This is a genomic window from Bacillus sp. JK74 (assembly GCF_053663395.1).
This window is the reverse complement of the sequence record NZ_JBSJQB010000005.1, coordinates 15510-36035: the sequence shown is the minus strand read 5'-3', so window position 1 is coordinate 36035 and position 20526 is coordinate 15510. Positions and strand designations below refer to the sequence as shown.

The following is a 20526-nucleotide window of genomic DNA, read 5'->3' as shown; positions in this document are numbered from 1 at the left end:
TGATATGTCTATTTTTCATAAAAAAATCGATATTCATGAAGCAATTGCCGATGTCAAGGACGAATCTGTCATCATGTTCGGCGGTTTTGGAGGAGTGGGTTCACCTCCGTCATTAATCGAAGCGATTTTGGAAAGCGGCGTTAAAGAATTGACCGTCATCTGCAATGATGCCGGATTTCCGGAAATCGGTATCGGCCCGCTTATCGTTCATAAGCGGGTAAAAAGGCTGATCGCTTCCCATATCGGTTCAAATCCTGTCGCAGGCAGACAAATGACTGACGGAGCGCTTGAGGTGGAATTTTCGCCGCAAGGGACGCTTGCTGAACGGATTCGCGCAGGCGGAGCGGGGCTAGGCGGTATTTTAACTGATATCGGCATTGATAACGCAACCGTTTGTGAAAACAAAGAAACCGTAACGATTGACGGAAAGTCCTATTTAGTTGAAAAAGCGCTGACGGCTGATTTCGCTTTTGTGTCCGCGCATATTGCAGATGAATTCGGAAATCTGACGTTTGACAAAACGGCGCGCAACATGAACCCACTGATGGCTGCTGCGGCCGAAAGAACATTTGCTGAGGCGGCAGAGATTGTGCCTGCCGGCGAACTTGACAGCGAGCATATTGTAACGCCGGGCGTTTTCGTAGAGGGTGTCGTGCAAAGTGAAGGAGTGAAGTGGAGATGGGCTTGGGAATAGCGGAAAGAGAGAGTATCGCGAGGCGGGCCGCCAGTGAAATTACCTCAGGTATGATTGTCAACCTGGGGATCGGCATTCCTTCTTTAGTGCCGGACTTTCTGCCGGCCGGCATGGAGGTAATGCTGCAGGCGGAAAACGGCGTCCTCGGGATCGGCGGTAGTCCGGAGCGCGGAGAGGAGGATGAGCTTTTATGCAATGCGGCCGGATTTCCTGTCAGTACAGTTAAGGGTGCTTCCTATTTTGATTCAGCTCTGTCTTTTGCCATGATCAGAAAAGGGCTGATAGATATTACCATTTTAGGCGCGCTCCAAGTCAGCAGGACAGGTGATCTCGCCAATTGGCTCGTGCCGGGGAAAAAAGTGCCCGGAATGGGCGGGGCGATGGAGCTTGCCCAAGGCGCGAAAAAAGTGGTTGTCGTCATGAGCCACACCGATCAGAAAGGCCGGCCGAAGCTGGTCGAAAGCTGTTCATTGCCGCTTACAGCAGCGGGCTGTGCAGATCTCATCATTACAGAGAAAGCCGTCATCAGCATAGATGAGGGAGCTTTTGTTCTTGAGGAACTGCTGAATGGCACGACCATAGACGATGTCATTCAAACAACGGATGCCGAAATCAGATTGGGAGAATGTTTTCTTAAAAGGGGGTCTGTCCATGGATCAATTAGAAAAGAAAGTCACTGAGTGGGCGGAAGAAAACACAGCAAAAGCGGTGAGCCTGCTGAAACGGCTGATCGGGGAAAAAAGCACGTTCGGCCATGAATTTAACGCACAGGCAGTCGTTTTAGAAAAACTGAGACAGTTTGACATGGATATTGATGTCTGGGAGCCGAGTGTCAAACAGTTGAAAGAGCATCCTTATTTTGTATCGGAACGCGAAGACTTCCATGAAAGCCCGAATATCACAGCCGTAAAGAAAGGGGCCGGGGGCGGAAGATCACTGATACTGAACGGACATATTGATGTTGTCCCGGAAGGAAATCCCGCCGCATGGACGTATGAACCGTTTACCGCTGTTGAAAAGGACGGCAAAGTTTACGGACGCGGTTCAACGGATATGAAGGGCGGCAATACAGCCCTCTTGTTTGCGTTAGAAGCGCTTGAAGCCTGCGGGATTACGTTAAAAGGAGATGTTCTGTTTCAAAGTGTCGTAGATGAAGAGTGCGGCGGCGCGGGAACACTGGCGGCTGTTATGAGGGGCTACAAGGCTGACGGGGCGCTTATTCCCGAACCGACTAATTTAAAGCTGTTTGTTAAGCAGCAAGGGTCTATGTGGTTCCGCATTACGGTAAGAGGATTGTCCGCACACGGCGGCACCCGCTATGAAGGGGTGAGCGCCATTGAAAAAAGCCTGCATGTCATCACAGCCCTTAAAGAGCTTGAACACGTCCGCAACGCCCGTATCACAGACCCGCTTTATCGGGACGTTCCGATTCCGGTTCCCATTAATATCGGCACCGTCCAAGGGGGAACGTGGCCATCATCGGTAGCTGACCGTGTGGTGATAGAAGGCAGGTGCGGAATAGCGCCGGATGAAACGCCCGAAGCAGTAAAAGAAGAGCTGGCAAGCTGGCTGAAAGATTTGGAGTACCGGGATGAATGGTTTAAACACCACCCCGCGGAAATAGAATGGTTTGGAGCTCAGTGGCTTCCGAATGATCTCCCGGATGAGCATCCGCTGATTTCCGCTCTGGAATCTTCTTTTGAGAAAATGAAAGGGGCAAAACCAGTTCGTGAAGCGTCCCCGTGGGGAACGGACGGAGGGCTTTTGCAGCACGCGGGACAGACACCGGTCATCGTCTTCGGTCCGGGAGAAGTCAAGGCGGCGCATCAGGCGAATGAATACATTGAAGTCCGGGCGTTAATCGATGCCGTCAAAATCATTTCTCTTTTTATCATGGAATGGTGCGGGGTCGCAGATGGGGGTGACGGAGCTGATAAAGGAACTGAGGGCTGAAAGCGGAGCGGCCGAGATTGATGCAGACCGTTTCAATGAGCGGCTCAGAGTCATTCGTTATGACGGACAGATCACGGCGCTTATACCGGCCGTTTTGGCAGAAGCAAAGCAAGAAGGAGCTCAAAAGGTGATTTTCTTTGCCAAGCGCGGCGATGAGCCGGAATTTGTCAAGCATCTTTTTATTGTTGAGGGTGTCATAGACGGGTATTACAACGGGCATGAGGCTGTTGTGATGGTGCGCTATTTATCAGAGGAACGGAGACGGTCAGATTCATATGTATCAGAAGATTCGACTGTTGACTGTTTATATGAGACACCGCGGCGGGGACTGACTCAAACAGAAAGCACGCTGATGTTCAGAAAAGCGGACGAAGATGATGCAGACTGCTTATCGCACTTATATAAACATGTTTTTCTTACCTATCCGACTCCTGTCTTTAATCCCCTTTATATTAAAAAAACAATGAAAGAAAACACCATCTATTATGCCGCATTCGATCAGGATCGTCTCATTGGGGCGGCAAGCGCAGATATCAATCCGGTATTGGGGCACGCTGAAATGACCGATTGCGCGGTTCTGTCAGGTTACAGGGGGAACTCCGTAACGGCACACTTGTTTAAAGCGTTGGAGCAGGAACTCGCTGGCCGGGGAATCATTCATCTTTTTTCCTTGGCCCGTGCAGCGTCTTACGGGATGAACGCCGTTTTGTATCATGCGGGATACGGCTACAGAGGCAGGCTTGTGAACAACTGCCGCATTTCAGAAGGGCTCGAAAATATGAATATATGGTGCAAGACTTTACGTTTGGCCATTCATAAGGAGGAATTCGTTTGACAAACCAATGGTTTCAGCCGAAGCGTCATTGGAAGGAGATTGAATTGTGGAAAGATGTGCCGGAAGACAAGTGGAATGATTGGCTGTGGCAGCTCACCCATACTGTAAGAACCGTCGATGACCTGAAAAAAGTCATTCATTTGACCGAAGAGGAAGAAGAAGGCGTCAGGATGTCTGTAAAAACCATTCCCCTGAACATTACGCCTTATTATGCTTCTTTAATGGATCCCGATAACCCGAGATGTCCGATCCGCATGCAGTCCGTGCCGCTGTCAGAAGAAATGCACAAAACGAAATATGACCTTGAAGATCCGCTGTTTGAAGATGAAGATTCACCGGTTCCCGGTCTTACGCACCGCTATCCCGACCGCGTTCTTTTTCTGGTGACAAATCAATGCTCGATGTATTGCCGATACTGCACCAGAAGGCGTTTTTCCGGACAGATCGGAATGGGGGTGCCGAAAAAACAGCTCGATGCGGCAATCGCTTACATTCGGGAAACGCCGGAAATCCGTGACTGCCTGATTTCCGGCGGAGACGGGCTTTTAATCAACGATCAGATTCTGGAATATATTTTGAAAAACCTGCGTGACATTCCCCACCTTGAAATTATCAGGATCGGAACGAGAGCGCCCGTCGTATTTCCGCAGCGGATAACGGATAACCTTTGTCAGATTTTGAAAAAATATCATCCGGTCTGGCTGAACACTCATTTTAATACGAGCATCGAACTGACGGAAGAATCGGTTGCGGCGTGTGAAAAGCTCGTTAACGCAGGTGTTCCGGTCGGTAACCAGGCCGTTATTTTAGCAGGCATTAACGATTCGGTGCCGATTATGAAAAAACTCATGCATGATTTAGTGAAAATCCGCGTGCGTCCGTACTATATTTATCAATGTGATTTGTCAGAGGGAATCGGCCATTTCAGAGCGCCTGTTTCAAAAGGATTGGAAATCATTGAAGGGCTGAGAGGCCACACAACAGGCTTTGCCGTGCCGACCTTTGTCGTCGACGCCCCGGGCGGAGGCGGTAAAATCGCCCTGCAGCCGAACTACTTGCTCTCCCAAAGTCCGGAGAAAGTAGTGATCAGAAACTTCGAAGGGGTGATTACATCTTATCCCGAGCCGGAAAACTATATCCCGAATCAAGCCGACGACTATTTTGAATCTGTTTTTCCGGGAACAATGGCCAAACGCGAGCCGGTCGGACTGAGCGCCATTTTCGCGGACAAAGAGGTTTCGTTCACACCGGAAAATGTATCGAGGATTGACAGAAGGAGAACGTTTACATCAAACCCTGATCATGAAACGCTGAAAGACCGCAGGGAAAAGAGAGATGAATTGAAAGAAAAGAAATTTATTGCACAGCAAAAGAAAGAGCAAAAAGCAGGATCGGAAGTCGGAGGTGAGTCGCCGTGAAGCCATGCGAGTGGTGCGGCAATCAGAAGGCGTCAGCTTGTCAGGCGGCTGTGTACTGGGAGCTTCCTGACGGTACGAGAGCCATAGAAATTACAGAAACACCCGCATTCGCCTGTTCCTCCTGCGGCATGACGTATCAGGAGGAAGCGGTCATAGCGGAAATCGAAAATCAGCTTTTTTTAGTCAATGCAAAAAAATTACCGGAAACACTCACATATCAAGAGCTGATGGGGACAGAACGGATCTTAAAACGGAATTATTTTGACTTCTCCTAGTCTTCTTTTGTTGTAATTTCACACTTGAATTGTATAATAGTACAACAAAAGACAGTCATCAGGAGGGGAAACCCATGAAATCCTTTTATCACTATTTGATGAAATACAGGCATCCCAAACCGCAGGACGCAATCAGCCGGTTTGCGAATCAGGCATACGAAGATCACGGCTTTCCGAAAACGTCAAGCGATTATCACGAGCTCAGTTCTTATTTAGAACTGAGCGCCGACTATTTAGAAACGATGGCGACATTTGATGAAGCATGGGAAAAATATGAGACCGAGGTGCATCACGCCTGACGAAAAACCGCACATTGTGCGGTTTTTTTCTGTTGAAATCACTCGCTTATGAGGTGCCGTATGATCAAATCCCGCAATGCCGTCCGTTTTGATCAGCACGTAAACAAATCTTCCTGACGGCACGGATCATAAGGCAATAGAATGTATAGCTGCAGAGTTCACCGGATCAGACCTGCTGCCGGCGGGGTTCCGTGTAAGGAGCCTCTTTTCACGGAGAAATCATCAAACATTTAAATGAAGTGAGAGGAATCAAATGATCTATGGTGAAGCACTGACGTTTGGACGGAAAAGGGGATTTTATGTGACAAGGTTGAAGCGGATTGAAGTCTGTGGCTTCATTGAAAGCCGAAACGAGTTTGGTTCTTCATGATAAACAAGCCATTACGAATATGCAGCCGGAATTGGATCTCCATACACCTTCGATGATGTGTTTCACGGCAAATCTTGAACATCACGGCGGTGATATTGTCAACATGCCTTCGGGCCGGGTATTTATCTTTGCGTCATGGAGAAATAAACAAAAACTCATTCAAAACAGGCGCTTTTTGTCTCGTCATTGTTACTGCTCATTCGATCGAGAGCGCAATGCCATCAGACGCTTCTGTTACGGTAAGTGAAAAAACGCACAAGCATGTTGCGGTTTTTGACATTTTGAACAGGTGCAGAAATAGATATTTCCTGTGGTTTTCATGCCCATGCGAAATGATGGCGGCCGGCATACGATAGCGTATGACAGTCCGCGGCAAGGGGGAGACAGCATGAAGCCAGATAAACCGAAATTTCAAGTGGGAGACATCGTGGTCGTCGTGATGTACGGAACCGTCGGCACCATTACGAAGGTTCATCAAATTGATAAACATTATCTTTATGAAGTCAATCATAATGAAGTGCTTTATTTTGAATCGTCCATCCAGCTTTATAAAGATTATGAGGGCGTGATCGTCGATATGGAAAAATTAGATATTGAATATGAATTTTTGATCGGCGATGTCGTATATGTAAAGGACTACGGAAAGGAATTATTCCGAGTTATCGGTCACAGAACTGAAATTTGGAGATATTTAGAGGATGGCTGGGAGGATATTATTTATGAGCTGACTCGGCTGAAAGACGGAGAGTGGCTTGAAACGGAGGAAGAGGATCTCACGCTGGTTCTGAGAAAATATGAAATGGATCAGTTTGTGCATCAGCTGCTGTTTGTCCACTATGTTGGGGAAGCATCTCATGAGATCGGCGAGGATACCGTCGCGTCTGCTCTTCTTCAGTTTGAAGGCGATGCTGATGATCCCGATGCCCTGCATGTGCTGGCGGTATCGATTGTAGATGAGCTGCTTGATATTTATAACGATTATAAGATTCTTTATCATTTGTTCGGTGACGAAGAATATAAAGATATGATGAATTTTGTGCTGGAAAGCCTGCGGGAGCATTTCAGCTAGCCGGCAAAAAAACGGACGGTGACATATAAAAACCAGGGCAGACAGCCGGCAAAGATGACAAACGACATTCCTTTCAGCACTTTTTCCAATACGATATCAAATCCATCTCCGTCCAATAAAGCCATCATTTTCGTCATCATCTTTTCTCCCTCCGGGGCTTGTTTTTTAAAAGTATATGAGCGGACAAAACGTTTAGAACTTTCGGGTATAATTTGAACGGTTTTTTCATAAAACATAAAAAAGGAGGCGGTGTTTGCATGAAAGAAATAGATCTTGTGATTGACACAGAAGAAATAGCTGATTATTTTTACAGTCAGCTTGCTATGCGCGGGTACATACCGAGTGAAGAGGAAATCTTCGAAATAGCCGACATCACCTTTGATTATTTATTAGAAAAATGTATGATAGACGAAGAGCTTGATGAAGACTGAAACTGCGGAACCGAAGTGAAAAAGCTTCGGTTTTTTCAATCAGCTCGGGAGAATGAAACATGGGGGGAAAACGTTGTACAAGCCAGCAAGTCTTTTCACATTGTTTATTTTGCTCGCAGCAGCGATCCGGATAGAAGCGGTCCGGGCTTTTGATGAGCGTGTGATAGAAGCGGCTGTCAGGATCAGGTCTGTCTGGCTGAATGAATTGATGTTATGGATAACGGAGCTCGGCACGACCGCGGTGCTTTTGCCGCTTCTTCTTTTGACAGGCGCAGCTCTGTATATGTACAAAAAAACGCCGGATGTTGTTTTTTTGCCGCTTCTTTTTCTCATTGAACGGATTGTAAACATAAAAATAAAAGAATTGATTGAAAGAGCCAGACCCGCTTTTGAACCGCTCGTCCATGAAACCTCATACAGTTTTCCGAGCGGCCACTCCATGAATTCGGCAGTGATGTATCCCGTCATCGCTTACTTTTTGATCAAGCATGTTCCGTTTTTCACGAAAAGAAAGAGGGCCGTCACCGTCTTTACCGGAGTTCTCGTCATTCTGATCGGATTCAGCAGAATTTATTTGGGCGCGCATTTTCCGACGGATGTCCTTGCCGGATTCAGTCTCGGACTTTGCCTCGTTTCGCTTTTTGCGCTCTTTGACGAAAAGTATCATCCGTTTCGACAAAAATAGAGACAGGAAAATTGAGAAAAAACGCTAATACTATTAAGAAATAAGAGGGAGGGATCTTGATGCTGTTATCGCTGCCCGTGTTTAAAAAAAAGACTTGTGCCTATGATGTGACGATTTTTCAAACACCCCGCTACGGCGAGAAAAAGGGATACAGGGTCGTCTATCGGACAGAGCTGGCCGCTGACAATCATCAAGACGCACTGGAAAGGGCATTTTCTGTTTTTAATGTGCCTGATACGGTCCCAAACGACTATCAAGCCAGATTCATAGCGACCGGAGACGTCATACTCATAGACGAAGGAAGAAAAGGAAAGACCTATTACAGGCTTAACCCTGCGGGATGGAGCAAAATTAACCGGCTGCTCGTCCAGCCGAGGTAAGACGGGGCCGGCTGAATCTTCAGCCGGCTTCCGTATAGTCTGGGAAAGACAGTGTTAAGGCTTCCGTTTAGCGGCGGAATGCTCTTTTCCATGCGCTTCATCAGCTGCAATGACGTCTGAAACGGGCACGTGATTGTTCTTTTTCTGGCCGGTCACCCGGTTGCGCTGTTTTTTGCCCATTATGTTCACTCCTTTTTCTTTAGGCTGTCATCCCGCATATTCTGCCCAAGATCGCCCTGATCATGCTGATGATTGTCTCTTACCGTTATTCAGTGTACAATGGGTGGGAGTTTGAATAGGCAGGAGGAAAAGGAAATGAGTGTACATATAAACGCAGAAAAAGGCCAAATTGCGGATACAGTGCTTTTGCCGGGAGATCCGCTCCGAGCGAAATTTATTGCGGAAACGTATCTTGAAAATGTGGAATGCTATAATGAAGTCAGAGGAATGTACGGATTTACGGGTACATATAACGGCAAAAAAGTATCAGTCCAAGGCACCGGCATGGGTGTTCCGTCTATCTCTATTTATGTGAATGAACTGATTCAAAGCTATGATGTTCAAAACTTAATCAGAGTCGGCTCATGCGGAGCCATCCGTAATGACGTGAAGGTGCGTGACGTGATTTTGGCGATGACGTCTTCAACGGATTCACAGATGAACCGTGTCGCCTTCGGCAGTGTAGATTATGCTCCTTGCGCAGACTTCGAACTGCTTCATAAAGCGTACCAGGAAGCGCAAAAAAACAATCTTCCCGTAGCGGTCGGAAGCGTATTCACCGCCGATCAGTTTTACAATGAAGACTCCCAAATCGAAAAGCTTGCCAGATACGGCGTCCTCGGCGTAGAGATGGAAACGACTGCTTTATATACGCTTGCCGCTAAATACGGCAAAAAAGCGCTGTCTATCCTGACTGTAAGCGATCACGTATTAACGGGAGAAGAAACAACGGCAGAAGAGCGTCAAACGACTTTTCATGATATGATTAAACTGGCGCTGCATACTGTATCGTAAACTTGAGATGAGGGTTATGCTGATTAAAGCAGCCCTCTTCTTTATGCATCGCCCTGATTCAAAAAAAGAAAGGTAAGGGTAAAATGAAGAAATCCACTAAATGGTTCTCGCTCGCTGCCGCTCTCAGCGTAACCGCAATCGTGGGCACCGGCTGCAGCATTTCAGGCGGCGACAGCCATAAGGACACAAAAACAGCAGCTGAAACAAAACAATCAGATGACACATCAAGCAAAAAAACAACGAAGACAGAAAACAGCGATTTTGTATTGGAGAGCAAATATTTTAATGATATTAAAGAAGTGAACGGGCTTGAGACCATTCAAAACCCGACAAATACACTTGCGCTCGTGAATAAGACATATACGCTGCCGGGAGATTATAAACCGAATGATCTCGTGATCCCGAAAGTCGAATTTTCTTTTACTGAGAAGATCGAGAAACGATATATCCGCAAACCTGCCGCCGATGCTTTGGCGGAACTATTCAGCGCCGGGAAAAAAGAAGGTTATGACCTGGTTGCTGTTTCAGGATACCGCTCTTATGACAGACAGAAAGTTATTTTCGATAATGAAGTCAGTCTGAAAGGTGAAAAAAAGGCGAAAGAAGCCGTCGCATATCCGGGGCAAAGCGAACACCAGACGGGGCTTGCCATGGACATCTCCAGCAAAAGCAACGGATATGAGCTGAATGAAGCGTTCGGAAACACGGCGGACGGCAAATGGGTGAAAGACCATGCGTATGAATACGGCTTTATCATCCGCTATCCTAAAGGCAAAGAAAATGTTACAAAGTATGAGTATGAACCATGGCATTTACGCTATGTAGGCAAAAAAGCGGCAAAAGCCATCCATGACCATCAATTAACGCTTGAAGAATATTTTAATGAAGTAAAGAAAGTGTAATGAGAAGAAGCCCGCTTGAAAAATAGAAAGCGGGCTTTCTTTATTACCAGAAGAGCAGACCTCCAAGCGCAAATCCGGTAATGAAACCAAGGCCGATACCGTAGGCTGCTCCCCAGCCTCCCCAGCCTCCTCCCCAATAACCGAATCCGTACCCTCTGTGACGGCCGCCGACAGGGGTGATATACACTTTGCTGTTAGTCACCCGTACGATTCTTCCGACGTGGACTCTGCCGTTTCGTTCTGTAATCCTTGCTACTTTTCCTTGGTGCTGCCGGCAAAGATGATAATAGTTTTGCATCTTTTCTCCTCCTATCCAACCTATCTTTCTATGTCAGCTTATGATAGAGTGCGGTAAAAAGGTTGGACGAAAACAGGAGGACAATTGCCGTTTTACTTGTAAGCGACAAAAGCGCAGTGTCCCATATATTCACGGTACGTCTGCATAAGCTCGTAATGAGCCGTCAGCGTATCGTAGTGAACCGGCTGAATAACGGGCGATAAATCCATTTCTGTAGTCGGCTCCTGCGCATTGTTTTCATAGACAGCGGGAATGAAATCCGCTTTCTGAAATCCTTGCTGAAGCAATCTCTGTTTCCATGCCGTTTCATCCTGCAATACGGTAAAACCGTAGAAGTCTTTTATCTGTGTGATGGCGTTTTCCGGCATGGGCTTTTGTAAAGCAGCTTCAATGCCGATCAGCATGCCCCCGGGTTTAAGGACCCGCAGGATTTCAGACAGCGATGAATCAAGATTTGAAAAGGTGAGAACTGATTCGGAAAGAACGGCGGAAAATTGATTTTCAGCAAACGGAAGCCGCTCAAGCTCCGCCAAATAGCCCGGAATGGTTAAGCCTTCAGCGGCAAATCGTTTTGCTGCTTTTTCAAGCATAAGGGGATCCTTATCCACACAGGTGACGGGATACAGCAGGTGGCCGAGATAAGCAGCCGTCTGTCCCGTTCCGCAGCCGGCGTCAAGAATCGGTTCGCCAGGAGGAGGAGCCGCTTTTGTGAGAACGGCTTTGGAAAAAGCGAGCCCGCCAGGGTGAGCCCCTCCGACTCCGAATAAGGACAGCATTTCTAAATATTTGCTCAAAGGCCGAATCCTCCTTTTTTCCTCAGCATATGTTGAGAGAAAAGCATAGGTTTGGGTAAACGGGAAAGAAGGGCGCCTCACGTTTGAAGTTGACGAATGAGCGTTCGTCTATGATAATAATGTAAGAATAAAAAGGTGGTGTTTTCTTGAAGCGGCAATTTAAACTGTTTTTTATTATATTGATCACTGCGGTCGCAGCCTCGGCGCTTACGCTGTTTATCACGGGCAATACGACCATTTTCGGACAAGGCTCGGCTGCTTTGACGAACAGCAAATTTGAGAAATTCAATAAAGCCTATGAGCAGATTAAAAGTGATTACTATCAAAAAACAGATGACAGCAAATTAGTAGACGGAGCGATAAAAGGCATGATCAGTTCCCTGGATGATCCGTATTCTTCTTATATGGATCCTCAGGAAGGAAAGTCGTTTGAAGAAACAATTTCCGCTTCGTTTGAAGGCATCGGCGCACAAGTGGAAGAAAAGGACGGCAGCATCCTGATCGTATCGCCGATTAAAGGGTCACCCGCGGAAAAAGCGGGGGTTAAACCGAATGACCAGATCTTGAAGGTCAACGGCAAAAGCGTTAAAGGCCTTAATGTAAACGAAGCCGTCGCATTAATCCGCGGCAAAAAGGGAACAAACGTCAAGCTTGTGCTGCACAGAGCGGGTGTCGGCGATCTGAACCTGTCGATCAAACGTGACACCATCCCGGTTGAAACGGTGTACTCTGAAATGAAAAAAGGAGACATCGGCGAAATCCAAATCACATCCTTCTCCGAATCGACGGCAAAAGAGCTGAATTCAGCCATTGACAGCCTCGAAAAACAAGGAGCGAAAGGATACATTCTCGATTTAAGGGGCAACCCGGGCGGCCTGATGGATGAAGCTATCAAAATGAGCAACATGTTTATCGATAAAGGGAAAAATATCATGCAGGTCGAATACAAAGACGGCACGAAAGAGGTCATGAAAGCGACGAAAGAGCGCAAAGTGACAAAACCGACAGTCGTCCTCGTCAATGACGGCACCGCGAGCGCCGCGGAAATCATGTCGGCTGCGCTGCATGAATCATCCGGAATTCCGCTGATCGGCGAGAAAACGTTCGGAAAAGGAACCGTGCAGACGGCAAAAGATTACAGCGACGGTTCTACCGTTAAACTGACAATCGCAAAATGGCTGACAGCGGACGGAGAGTGGATTCATAAAAAAGGAATCAAACCGCAATATCAGGTTAAGCTTCCTGAATATGCGAACCTGCCGTATTTAGATGCGAAAAAAACATACAAATACGGGGATTCCGGAACGACCGTCACCAATGCGCAAAAAATGCTGAAAGCGCTGGGGTACAGCGTGAATGTAAACGGCACGTATGATAAAGCATTTGAACAAGCAGTCAAACAATTCCAAGCAAAAGAGAAACTGAAACAAACAGGCATTTTAACAGGAGACACAACGGTAAAATTGATGACGGATCTGCAAAAACAGCTTGCGGACAACGATACACAAATGAAAAAAGCCGTTGAAACATTAAATAAGAATATGAAATAGTAAAAAACACCCGATGCGCCGCTCGCGCATGGGGTGTGTTTTGTTTGCGAAAAGCCCGCCTTATGTCGTTTCCTGTTCAAAAAGGTGGCTGTTCGCCTGAATGAAAAACTGTGATTGCTCATAGTGATAGGTGACTTTTGAGAAGTCAAACGGCTGGCCGTTTGTTAAATGAAAAATCGTTTCAACGCAAAGCTTAGGCGCTCCTGTAAACAGACCTAAGTACTCCGCTTCTTCCTCATTTAACATCCCCGCGTACAGATATAAATCTGAAAAACCGCGCTTTAACCCGAGACCTTCTCTAATATAATCAAATATTGATTCTGCCACGATCTCTTTATTCAAATACGTAATAATCGATTTGTTGTAAAATGACTCTTCGATACACAATGTCAGCCCGTCAATATATCGGATTCGCTTGACATAATACACGTCGCCGTCAGGCGGCATATTCAGATTTTGGGCAGCCTCAGGCGTGGGTTTTCTCACTTCCAGCGCTAATAATTTGGAAGTGACATTAAAATCTTCAAGTGATTCTTTAAATCCCTGATTAGAAAGCAGGCTGATATACCCTTTTCTTTTATTCCGTCTGACAAAAATGCCGCTTCCCCTCACTTGAAACACAATCCCCTTTTTTTCTAATAAATCTAAGGACTTGGTGATCGTGCTTTTGCTCACGTTAAACCGGGTCATTAAGGTTTGAAGCACAGGCAGTTTATCCCCTTGCTGCAGCTGATGTTCTTCTATGTATTTTTCAATATCTAACGCGATTTGCTGGTATTTTAACATATACATTCCTCATTCATTTATTGTCCCGCTTCTTTCAGAATTATAGCATAATCGTTTTTAAAAGCCATTTCGTAAATTAACTATAATTGTTTATGTATTGATAAATTATACCGGTACAATTATAATGTAAACGTATAATATGAAAATGAAGGCAGGAATTCTTCTACACTTGTGAAGCGGATGGTTGAAGCTGCTGCAGTGCATTTATTCGGCATGCAAGCGGCAGTCAAATAAAGGAGGATATACACGATGGGGACATTGCCAAAAGATTTTTTATGGGGAGGCGCTCTGGCCGCCCACCAATTTGAAGGGGGATGGAATAAAGGCGGCAAGGGGCCGAGTGTAGTGGACGTCATGACGGCAGGCGCGCATGGTGTGCCCCGGAAAATAACAGATACAATTGAAGAGCGGGAATTTTATCCGAATCATGAAGCGATCGATTTTTATCATCGTTATAAAGAGGACATCGCATTATTCAGCGAGTTGGGCCTGAAATGTTTAAGAACGTCCATCGGCTGGAGCAGAATTTTTCCTAAAGGTGATGAAGCCGAGCCCAATGAGGAAGGATTGGCTTTTTACGACCGGGTGTTTGATGAATTGCTGAAACATGGGATTGAACCGGTAATCACGCTGTCACATTTTGAGATGCCGCTGCATTTGGCGAGGGAATACGGCGGTTTCAGAAACAGAAAAACAGTCGGATTTTTTGTGAAATTCGCTGAAGTGTGTTTTGAACGCTATAAACATAAGGTGAAGTATTGGATGACGTTTAACGAAATCAATAATAAGATGGATGTGAATAATCCGATCTTTTTATGGACGAACTCGGGCGTCGCCGTTAAAGAAAACGAAAACGCAAAAGAAGTCATGTATCAGGCCGGCCATCACGAACTGCTGGCAAGCGCATTGGCTGTTTCGAAGGGAAGAGAAATCAATCCCGAGTTCAGGATCGGCGCGATGGTATCACATGTCCCGATTTACCCATACTCATCTCACCCCGATGATGTGATGCTGGCTGAAGAAACGATGAGACAGCGCTTTTTCTTCCCGGACGTCCAGGTTCGCGGATATTATCCAAGCTATGCGTTAAAAGAATTTGAAAGAGAAGGCTATCAGATACACTTTGAAGACGGTGATGAAGAGATTTTGAAAAATGGCCGAGTGGACTACCTCGGATTCAGCTATTACATGTCCACTACCGTAAAAAGTGACGTGATAAACGATAATACCGGGGATGTCGTAAACGGAGGATTGCCAAACGGCGTGGAAAATCCTTATATTACAGCGAGTGATTGGGGCTGGGCGATTGACCCGACCGGTTTACGGTACACATTAAACCGCTTATACGACCGCTACCAGATTCCATTATTTATCGTGGAAAACGGATTCGGCGCCATTGACACATTAGAAGAGGACGGTTCAATTCATGACGCTTCAAGAATTGAATATTTATCGTCACATATAAAAGCTTTGGAAAAAGCAGTCACATATGATGGCGTGGATGTAATGGGCTATACCCCATGGGGAATTATTGATATCGTGTCATTTACAACCGGAGAAATGAAAAAACGCTACGGCATGATTTATGTTGATCGGGATAATGAAGGCAACGGTTCAATGAAGCGGCTTAAGAAAGACTCATTTGAATGGTATAAAAAAGTGATTGAATCAAACGGCGCATATGTATCCTAAAGGTGTAAAAAGGGAAGGCTTCACCGTTGTGTGAAGCCGGCTCTTTATCAGTGATTTTGAAAGCGTATTCATTTAAGCGGGAAGGAGGTGACTGTCCGGCTTTTCATTTAGAATCGCTTATAAAAATAAGGAAAGGGATGGTGGTTCATGTTTTTTAAAAAAAGTCTGCACATGACCCTGGTTTTTCTTATGTTTTTCTTTTTTATATCAAGCAGCATGCAAACCGAAGTGTATGCTGCTGATCGGAAGGCTTCAGACAAAAACAAAGTAAGGGTGTGGTTCAGTTCTGAAAAAGATCCGGCTTCCCGTACGTGGTATGACGGGCCGCTGGAAGTGAAATACGCCTTAGACGAACAAACACCGCTTACATGGACAAAAAAGAAGGCTTCTGACTCCGCCGCCGTGTATATTGATCCGTCGCACCGCTATCAAAGTGTGTTGGGCGTAGGATCGTCCCTGGAAGAATCCACAATCCATAATTTATCAAAAATGACACCCGCAAAAAGAAAAGAAGTGCTGAAAAAATTGGTTGATCCCAAAGATGGTATCGGCATGGACGTTATGCGCATAACGATCGGGACATCTGATTTTACGGCACAGGAATTTTATACGTATGACGATATGCCTGAAGGCCAAAGAGATCCTAAGCTCCGTCATTTCTCGATCCAAAAGGATATTGATTTACACATTACAGCAACCATCAAGGAAGCGCTGGCGATAAATCCGGAACTGAAAATCATTGCCTCACCGTGGAGCCCGCCGGCTTGGATGAAAACGAATGAAAACCTCAAGCGGGGAAAGCTGAAAGATAAATATATCGGCGCACTGGCCGTTTACTTCCGCAAATTTATTGAGGCGTACGAAAAGCAGGGAATTCCGATTTATGCGATGACCCTTCAAAATGAACCATTGCTGGAAATCGACTATCCGAGCATGTACATGCCGCCGTCTCAGCAGCGCAAACTGGCGATAGCCGTGAAAAAAGAATTGAAAAAACACATAATTGACACGAAAATTTGGATTTATGATCACAATGCGAGCGGGGCGTGGAACTATATTCCGCCGATTTTAGATGATAAAAAAGGAAACCGGGCGGCAGACGGCATCGCTTTTCACGATTATGACGGTGACCTTTCTGTCATGTCGGAAATCGGAAAGAGATATCCTGATCAATCTATTCACTTAACGGAGCGGTCTGTCTGGGGGACGGCAGGGGCGGATCGGATCGCACAGTATTTCCGCAACGGCGCGTCGAGCTACAATGCGTGGGTGACGATGCTCGACAGTCAAATTAAGACGCATCATTGGATAGGCACCCCAGACCCGACGCTGTTTATTCAGGATGCTAAAAACCCTGACCGCTATTGGAATATCCCGATCTTTCATATGACAGGCAACTTTTCAAAATTTATCGACCGGGGAGCAAAGCGGATAGAAAGTAATTACGGCTCCAAAAACACAGTCTCGAATGTATCGTTTCTTAATCCTGATCAATCCATTGTGACAGTCGTAATCAACCAGACATCTTCAGAACAAAAATTCCATGTCGTTTCAGAAAATCGGCAGTTTGAAGCCGTCATCCCGGCAAAAACCGTCGCCACCTACAAATGGCAGCACAAAAAGTAAAAAACCGGCACATTTACGTGCCGGCTTCTTTCTGTTAAGCGCCTTTTTGGTTCAGTTTATCAGTAGGCGCTTTATTGAATAAACCGTCTTTGACGGCGTTTGAAGCCGCTTTTTTTACAAAAAACGGGTTAAGGATAATAACGGCAGCCATGTTAGCGGTCAAACCCCAAAACCCTTCATATATACCATGGGCGGATTGGGTGATATTTACCGTGAATGTCACGAGAAGACCGACGAGAAGACCGATAATTGTCGCTTCTTTCGTTTGATTCTTCCAAAACAGACTGACGGCGATAGCCGGAAAGATCTGAACCATGCCGGAAACACCGAGAAGCTGAAGGGTAACGAGCGCAGTCGGGAACAGCATGCCGAATAAAAGCGCGAGCCCGATGACGACAAATACCATTGAACGGGTGATCATCGTCAGCTTGCTTGGTGACACATTCGGGTGAATCAAATCCCGATATAAGTTATTCGCAAATAAGTTTGATGCTCCGATGGCCATGATAGAGCAGGGAATCAATGACGCAAGGGCGATCGTGGAGTAAGCAAAGCCCTGCGCGACTCCGCCGTAAGACGTTTGAATCAGCTTCAATAAAGCGAGCCGCGGATTGGTATCTTCCGGCAGGACAAGAAACGCGATAAAGCCGAGAAAGATAACAAGAATCAAAACAATATTATAAAGCGGCAGAAACATGCTGTTTTTGCGGACGGCATCTGCGCTTTTTGCCGTAAATACGCCGGTTGCCGCATGCGCCCACATAAAGAGCGCCAGTGCAGATACGATGGAAGCTGTGATAAACCAAGGAATTCCTTTCGGCCCCGAGTCCGGAATCGTCAGCATTTGCGGCGCTTTTTCAGCCAAAGTGTGAATCATCGGCGTCCAGCCGTGAAAATGGATCAGCGGAAGTGAGACGACCATAAACAGCATAATCACCCATACCAGAATGTCTTTAATAATCGCCGTAAACGTCGGCCCTTTAATTCCGCTGAAAAAAGTATACAGCGCTACAAGAATAAAAGAGATGATGACGACCATATTGACATTAATGACACCCGTTCCGGCCACCTGAAGCGTATCTTGAATCCCGCTCAGCTGGAGACAAATATAAGGAATGAGCATAAGAACGCCGACAATGGCGACAAGACTGGCCAAAAGCTTACTGTCAAAACGCTCACGGGCGTAATCGGCAAGCGTCGTTAATTTATGGATTTTTGCCACTTTCCACAGCTTCGGCAGAAAGAAATAAGCAATAAAATACGCCAAAACAGAATACGGAATTGCAAAAAAAGCTACGCTTCCCCCTGTGTAGGCGGTGCTTGTCAAGCCTAAAAACGTATAAGCCGTATAGAGGTCCGCGCCGACTAAAAACCAGACGAGGAGCCCACCGAACCGTCTTCCGCCGACAGACCATTCCTCAACAGAAGTACGTGATGATTTGTCTCTTCCGGCTATAAAGCCGATACAGACAACGGTTAAAACGATGACGGCTGTAATGATCAATGCTGTTATATTTGCGGGCATCAGTCCAGTCCTCCTTGTTTCTTCTGCAGCCTATAAATAAGAAACGAACATAATGGAGTGACTGCGATCCATAAAAGCAGCCAGAAATGAAAAAAAGGCAGCCCGATAATGATCGGATGAACCCGATTAGCGACTGACAGCAGGGCCAGCTGGCTGAAAGGGATTAAGATGAGAACGAAAATTAGTGCTTTTCTGACCATTTACTTTCCTCCTGAAACTTGATAATGCTCCTTATCATAGCAGGTGTCAGATAAGATCACAAGATATTTTTCAGAAAAAAAAGAATTCTATTACTTTTTTAACTGAAACACTTTAGTTGCATCTTCATTCATATTAAATTAGAATAGTTAATATCTCGAACTCAAGATATTTAGGAGTGAATACATTGAATACACAAGGATTGCACCATGTTACCGCATTTGCAAAAGATCCTGCTGAAAATCTTCGGTTTTATACTGAAGTGCTGGGTTTGCGGCTTGTTAAAAAAACCGTTAATTTTGACGACCCGGCCACTTATCACTTTTATTTCGGCAACCAAAACGGAGAGCCGGGCACGATCATTACATTTTTTCCTTTTCAGGGAAGCCGCCCGGGAACCGTGGGAAAAGGGCAGGCCGGAAGAATCTATTTCTCCGTGCCGAAAGGAGCACTCGCGTTTTGGAAGCGCCGGCTTGAAGAAAACGGCTTGTCTGTAAAAGAACAGATCATGCTGTCTGAACAAGTCCTTCTCTTTAATGATACAGAAGACCTGCCGCTTGCCATAATGGAAGATGAAAGAAGCGGACAGAGTGAATGGACTCCTCCGGGCATTACTGAAAAAGAAGCGATCACAGGCATGAGAGGTGTTCTTCTGTACTCGTACCGTCCTGAAGCAACCATTCAATTTCTCATAGAACGCTTCGGTTATTCAAAGACAGGAGAAGAAAATCAGATTGTCAGGCTGCAATCGGAGGCGCGGATCGGACATATTATAGATGTTGACCTTGCGCCGAAAGAAGCAGGTGCCGGCGGTTACGGGACAGTTCATCATGTCGCTTTCCGCACTAGCGAAAAAGAGCAGGCGGAGTGGAAGGACATTCTTGCTGATTCTCATCTTGCTTCATCTGACATTCTTGACAGGTCTTACTTTACTTCAATCTATTTCAGAGAAAGCGGCGGCATTTTATTTGAAATGGCAACCGATGAACCGGGCTTTATGACGGATGAATCTTTTGAAAATCTCGGAACAGAGCTGAAGCTTCCGGAATGGCTGGAAGAGCATCGCAGTCAGATTACAGCTGTTCTGCCCAAAATGGAGAAAGGAGAATGATGATGAAACATGTGTTTGAACAGGGAACGTCAGAAAATGTTCTGCTGCTTTTGCACGGAACGGGAGGAAATGAACATGATCTTCTGTCGCTCGGACGTTTTATCGATCCGAACGCAAGTCTGCTAGGGGTCAGAGGATCAGTGTCAGAAAACGGCATGCCCCGTTTTTTTAAGCGGCTGAAAGAAGGCGTATTTGACGAGAAAGATTTAATTGAACGGACGGAAGAATTAAAGAATTTCATTGATGAAGCGGCGCAAATGTACGGGTTCAGCAGAGAAAACGTGATTGCTGCCGGCTATTCAAACGGCGCCAATATTGCAGCAAGTCTTTTGTTTCATTATAAAAATGTACTGAAAGGAGCGGTTCTGCATCATCCGATGGTGCCGATACGCGGAGTGAAGCTGCCTGATATGGAAGGGCTGCCTGTGTTTATCGGTGCGGGAAAACGCGATCCCCTATGTACAAAAGAAGAATCGGAGGAGCTTTATCAGTATCTGACAGATGCTCATGCATCCGTTGCTCTTGAATGGCAGGAGGGCGGTCATCAGCTCACACAGCAGGAAGCCGAGCAGGCACGAGCCTGGTACAGTGAGCGATTCCTATAAAAAACCCTTAGTCTGC

At 46.1% G+C, this 20526-nt stretch carries 26 protein-coding genes; 19 read left to right on the top strand and 7 right to left on the bottom strand.

Annotated elements, in window-relative coordinates:
• Positions 1 to 4: 4 nt before the first annotated feature.
• From ACWJJ5_RS14655 to ACWJJ5_RS14615, 9 genes are all read left to right on the top strand, one after another.
• Complete coding sequence (locus ACWJJ5_RS14655) at positions 5 to 694, top strand: CoA transferase subunit A (protein WP_003153673.1); 690 nt, start codon at positions 5 to 7, stop codon at positions 692 to 694.
• On the top strand, positions 679 to 1374 hold the full coding sequence (locus ACWJJ5_RS14650) for a 3-oxoacid CoA-transferase subunit B (RefSeq protein ID WP_003153674.1): 696 nt from the start codon (positions 679 to 681) through the stop codon (positions 1372 to 1374). Before ACWJJ5_RS14655 ends, ACWJJ5_RS14650 begins: the two co-directional genes overlap by 16 nt.
• The gene (locus ACWJJ5_RS14645) at positions 1346 to 2647 is read left to right on the top strand and encodes a peptidase (RefSeq protein WP_003153675.1); all 1302 of its coding nucleotides are present in this window, start codon (positions 1346 to 1348) and stop codon (positions 2645 to 2647) included. Before ACWJJ5_RS14650 ends, ACWJJ5_RS14645 begins: the two co-directional genes overlap by 29 nt.
• On the top strand, positions 2610 to 3482 hold the full coding sequence (gene ablB, locus ACWJJ5_RS14640; RefSeq protein WP_165409658.1) for a putative beta-lysine N-acetyltransferase: 873 nt from the start codon (positions 2610 to 2612) through the stop codon (positions 3480 to 3482). Before ACWJJ5_RS14645 ends, ablB begins: the two co-directional genes overlap by 38 nt.
• Positions 3479 to 4900: a lysine 2,3-aminomutase gene (gene kamA, locus ACWJJ5_RS14635; RefSeq protein ID WP_070081985.1), complete on the top strand. Its 1422-nt coding sequence runs from the start codon at positions 3479 to 3481 to the stop codon at positions 4898 to 4900. Before ablB ends, kamA begins: the two co-directional genes overlap by 4 nt.
• Complete coding sequence (locus ACWJJ5_RS14630) at positions 4897 to 5175, top strand: YokU family protein (RefSeq protein WP_053573288.1); 279 nt, start codon at positions 4897 to 4899, stop codon at positions 5173 to 5175. Before kamA ends, ACWJJ5_RS14630 begins: the two co-directional genes overlap by 4 nt.
• Positions 5176 to 5249: 74 nt before the next feature.
• On the top strand, positions 5250 to 5474 hold the full coding sequence (locus ACWJJ5_RS14625) for a YozE family protein (RefSeq protein ID WP_003153684.1): 225 nt from the start codon (positions 5250 to 5252) through the stop codon (positions 5472 to 5474).
• A gap of 329 nt (positions 5475 to 5803) precedes the next feature.
• The gene (locus tag ACWJJ5_RS14620) at positions 5804 to 6091 is read left to right on the top strand and encodes a VOC family protein (protein WP_257997170.1); all 288 of its coding nucleotides are present in this window, start codon (positions 5804 to 5806) and stop codon (positions 6089 to 6091) included.
• A 141-nt stretch (positions 6092 to 6232) separates the two neighbouring features.
• Entirely contained in the window at positions 6233 to 6913 is a 681-nt protein-coding gene (locus tag ACWJJ5_RS14615; RefSeq protein WP_003153690.1) for a hypothetical protein, read from the top strand.
• On the opposite strand, the gene ACWJJ5_RS14610 is transcribed toward ACWJJ5_RS14615, so the two are convergent.
• Entirely contained in the window at positions 6910 to 7053 is a 144-nt protein-coding gene (locus ACWJJ5_RS14610; protein ID WP_012117771.1) for a hypothetical protein, read from the bottom strand. The genes ACWJJ5_RS14615 and ACWJJ5_RS14610 overlap by 4 nt on opposite strands.
• 117 nt (positions 7054 to 7170) lie before the next feature.
• Between ACWJJ5_RS14610 and ACWJJ5_RS14605 the strand changes: the two genes are divergently transcribed.
• The 3 genes from ACWJJ5_RS14605 to ACWJJ5_RS14595 all read left to right on the top strand — a co-directional run bounded on the left by ACWJJ5_RS14605 (position 7171) and on the right by ACWJJ5_RS14595 (position 8409).
• On the top strand, positions 7171 to 7344 hold the full coding sequence (locus ACWJJ5_RS14605; RefSeq protein WP_003153696.1) for a YozD family protein: 174 nt from the start codon (positions 7171 to 7173) through the stop codon (positions 7342 to 7344).
• A 73-nt stretch (positions 7345 to 7417) separates the two neighbouring features.
• A complete protein-coding gene (locus ACWJJ5_RS14600; RefSeq protein WP_077722470.1) occupies positions 7418 to 8029 on the top strand; it encodes a phosphatase PAP2 family protein in 612 nt (203 codons plus the stop codon).
• A gap of 59 nt (positions 8030 to 8088) precedes the next feature.
• Positions 8089 to 8409, top strand: a complete 321-nt coding sequence (locus tag ACWJJ5_RS14595) for a YodL domain-containing protein (protein ID WP_003153700.1) — start codon at positions 8089 to 8091, stop codon at positions 8407 to 8409.
• Between the two features lie 54 nt (positions 8410 to 8463).
• On the opposite strand, the gene ACWJJ5_RS14590 is transcribed toward ACWJJ5_RS14595, so the two are convergent.
• Entirely contained in the window at positions 8464 to 8589 is a 126-nt protein-coding gene (locus ACWJJ5_RS14590) for a hypothetical protein (RefSeq protein ID WP_003153701.1), read from the bottom strand.
• A gap of 135 nt (positions 8590 to 8724) precedes the next feature.
• Between ACWJJ5_RS14590 and deoD the strand changes: the two genes are divergently transcribed.
• Both deoD and ACWJJ5_RS14580 read left to right on the top strand, forming a co-directional pair.
• The gene (gene deoD / locus ACWJJ5_RS14585) at positions 8725 to 9423 is read left to right on the top strand and encodes a purine-nucleoside phosphorylase (RefSeq protein ID WP_003153702.1); all 699 of its coding nucleotides are present in this window, start codon (positions 8725 to 8727) and stop codon (positions 9421 to 9423) included.
• An 83-nt stretch (positions 9424 to 9506) separates the two neighbouring features.
• Positions 9507 to 10325, top strand: a complete 819-nt coding sequence (locus tag ACWJJ5_RS14580; protein ID WP_003153703.1) for a M15 family metallopeptidase — start codon at positions 9507 to 9509, stop codon at positions 10323 to 10325.
• Between the two features lie 43 nt (positions 10326 to 10368).
• Here ACWJJ5_RS14580 and ACWJJ5_RS14575 read toward each other — a convergent pair whose 3' ends face one another.
• Together ACWJJ5_RS14575 and ACWJJ5_RS14570 are read right to left on the bottom strand one after the other, a co-directional pair.
• Positions 10369 to 10623 (bottom strand): hypothetical protein, encoded by a 255-nt coding sequence (locus ACWJJ5_RS14575; protein ID WP_003153704.1) that lies wholly within the window; start codon positions 10621 to 10623, stop codon positions 10369 to 10371.
• 92 nt (positions 10624 to 10715) lie between these two features.
• Positions 10716 to 11417 carry a class I SAM-dependent methyltransferase gene (locus tag ACWJJ5_RS14570; protein ID WP_007407947.1) on the bottom strand — a complete coding sequence of 234 codons (702 nt, stop codon included), beginning with the start codon at positions 11415 to 11417 and terminating at the stop codon, positions 10716 to 10718.
• 146 nt (positions 11418 to 11563) lie between these two features.
• Between ACWJJ5_RS14570 and ctpA the strand changes: the two genes are divergently transcribed.
• Positions 11564 to 12967, top strand: coding sequence for a carboxy-terminal processing protease CtpA (gene ctpA, locus ACWJJ5_RS14565; protein ID WP_176283379.1), 1404 nt, complete (start codon positions 11564 to 11566; stop codon positions 12965 to 12967).
• Positions 12968 to 13027: 60 nt separating this feature from the next.
• On the opposite strand, the gene ACWJJ5_RS14560 is transcribed toward ctpA, so the two are convergent.
• Positions 13028 to 13753 (bottom strand): GntR family transcriptional regulator, encoded by a 726-nt coding sequence (locus ACWJJ5_RS14560; RefSeq protein ID WP_071391727.1) that lies wholly within the window; start codon positions 13751 to 13753, stop codon positions 13028 to 13030.
• 249 nt (positions 13754 to 14002) lie between these two features.
• Here ACWJJ5_RS14560 and bglA point away from each other — a divergent pair, with 249 nt between their 5' ends.
• Both bglA and ACWJJ5_RS14550 read left to right on the top strand, forming a co-directional pair.
• Positions 14003 to 15445, top strand: a complete 1443-nt coding sequence (gene bglA / locus ACWJJ5_RS14555; protein ID WP_077722468.1) for a 6-phospho-beta-glucosidase BglA — start codon at positions 14003 to 14005, stop codon at positions 15443 to 15445.
• Between the two features lie 147 nt (positions 15446 to 15592).
• The gene (locus ACWJJ5_RS14550; RefSeq protein ID WP_173612992.1) at positions 15593 to 17071 is read left to right on the top strand and encodes a glycoside hydrolase family 30 protein; all 1479 of its coding nucleotides are present in this window, start codon (positions 15593 to 15595) and stop codon (positions 17069 to 17071) included.
• Positions 17072 to 17105: 34 nt separating this feature from the next.
• On the opposite strand, the gene ACWJJ5_RS14545 is transcribed toward ACWJJ5_RS14550, so the two are convergent.
• Together ACWJJ5_RS14545 and ACWJJ5_RS14540 are read right to left on the bottom strand one after the other, a co-directional pair.
• Complete coding sequence (locus tag ACWJJ5_RS14545; protein ID WP_094246835.1) at positions 17106 to 18596, bottom strand: sodium:solute symporter family protein; 1491 nt, start codon at positions 18594 to 18596, stop codon at positions 17106 to 17108.
• Positions 18596 to 18796, bottom strand: a complete 201-nt coding sequence (locus tag ACWJJ5_RS14540; protein ID WP_003153716.1) for a DUF3311 domain-containing protein — start codon at positions 18794 to 18796, stop codon at positions 18596 to 18598. The genes ACWJJ5_RS14545 and ACWJJ5_RS14540 overlap by 1 nt, the downstream gene beginning before the upstream one ends.
• Before the next feature lie 185 nt (positions 18797 to 18981).
• On the opposite strand from ACWJJ5_RS14540, the gene ACWJJ5_RS14535 reads away from it, so the two are divergent.
• The gene (locus ACWJJ5_RS14535; RefSeq protein WP_102422255.1) at positions 18982 to 19905 is read left to right on the top strand and encodes a ring-cleaving dioxygenase; all 924 of its coding nucleotides are present in this window, start codon (positions 18982 to 18984) and stop codon (positions 19903 to 19905) included.
• A gap of 2 nt (positions 19906 to 19907) precedes the next feature.
• Entirely contained in the window at positions 19908 to 20510 is a 603-nt protein-coding gene (locus tag ACWJJ5_RS14530; protein ID WP_182068911.1) for an alpha/beta hydrolase, read from the top strand.
• The last annotated feature ends 16 nt before the right edge of the window (positions 20511 to 20526 follow it).

Excerpts from the sequence above, each read along its gene's own strand:
- bglA (WP_077722468.1), top strand. The coding sequence starts at position 14,003 with ATGGGGACATTGCCAAAAGATTTTTTATGGGGAGGCGCTCTGGCCGCC.
- ACWJJ5_RS14595 (WP_003153700.1), top strand. The coding sequence starts at position 8,089 with ATGCTGTTATCGCTGCCCGTGTTTAAAAAAAAGACTTGTGCCTATGAT.
- ACWJJ5_RS14575 (WP_003153704.1), bottom strand. The coding sequence starts at position 10,623 with ATGCAAAACTATTATCATCTTTGCCGGCAGCACCAAGGAAAAGTAGCA.
- ACWJJ5_RS14645 (WP_003153675.1), top strand. The coding sequence starts at position 1,346 with ATGGATCAATTAGAAAAGAAAGTCACTGAGTGGGCGGAAGAAAACACA.
- ACWJJ5_RS14625 (WP_003153684.1), top strand. The coding sequence starts at position 5,250 with ATGAAATCCTTTTATCACTATTTGATGAAATACAGGCATCCCAAACCG.
- ACWJJ5_RS14560 (WP_071391727.1), bottom strand. The coding sequence starts at position 13,753 with ATGTTAAAATACCAGCAAATCGCGTTAGATATTGAAAAATACATAGAA.
- ACWJJ5_RS14530 (WP_182068911.1), top strand. The coding sequence starts at position 19,908 with ATGAAACATGTGTTTGAACAGGGAACGTCAGAAAATGTTCTGCTGCTT.
- ACWJJ5_RS14545 (WP_094246835.1), bottom strand. The coding sequence starts at position 18,596 with ATGCCCGCAAATATAACAGCATTGATCATTACAGCCGTCATCGTTTTA.
- ACWJJ5_RS14590 (WP_003153701.1), bottom strand. The coding sequence starts at position 8,589 with ATGGGCAAAAAACAGCGCAACCGGGTGACCGGCCAGAAAAAGAACAAT.
- ACWJJ5_RS14580 (WP_003153703.1), top strand. The coding sequence starts at position 9,507 with ATGAAGAAATCCACTAAATGGTTCTCGCTCGCTGCCGCTCTCAGCGTA.
- ACWJJ5_RS14550 (WP_173612992.1), top strand. The coding sequence starts at position 15,593 with ATGTTTTTTAAAAAAAGTCTGCACATGACCCTGGTTTTTCTTATGTTT.
- ACWJJ5_RS14605 (WP_003153696.1), top strand. The coding sequence starts at position 7,171 with ATGAAAGAAATAGATCTTGTGATTGACACAGAAGAAATAGCTGATTAT.
- deoD (WP_003153702.1), top strand. The coding sequence starts at position 8,725 with ATGAGTGTACATATAAACGCAGAAAAAGGCCAAATTGCGGATACAGTG.
- ACWJJ5_RS14615 (WP_003153690.1), top strand. The coding sequence starts at position 6,233 with ATGAAGCCAGATAAACCGAAATTTCAAGTGGGAGACATCGTGGTCGTC.
- ablB (WP_165409658.1), top strand. The coding sequence starts at position 2,610 with ATGGGGGTGACGGAGCTGATAAAGGAACTGAGGGCTGAAAGCGGAGCG.
- ACWJJ5_RS14650 (WP_003153674.1), top strand. The coding sequence starts at position 679 with ATGGGCTTGGGAATAGCGGAAAGAGAGAGTATCGCGAGGCGGGCCGCC.
- ACWJJ5_RS14610 (WP_012117771.1), bottom strand. The coding sequence starts at position 7,053 with ATGATGACGAAAATGATGGCTTTATTGGACGGAGATGGATTTGATATC.
- ACWJJ5_RS14540 (WP_003153716.1), bottom strand. The coding sequence starts at position 18,796 with ATGGTCAGAAAAGCACTAATTTTCGTTCTCATCTTAATCCCTTTCAGC.
- ACWJJ5_RS14655 (WP_003153673.1), top strand. The coding sequence starts at position 5 with ATGTCTATTTTTCATAAAAAAATCGATATTCATGAAGCAATTGCCGAT.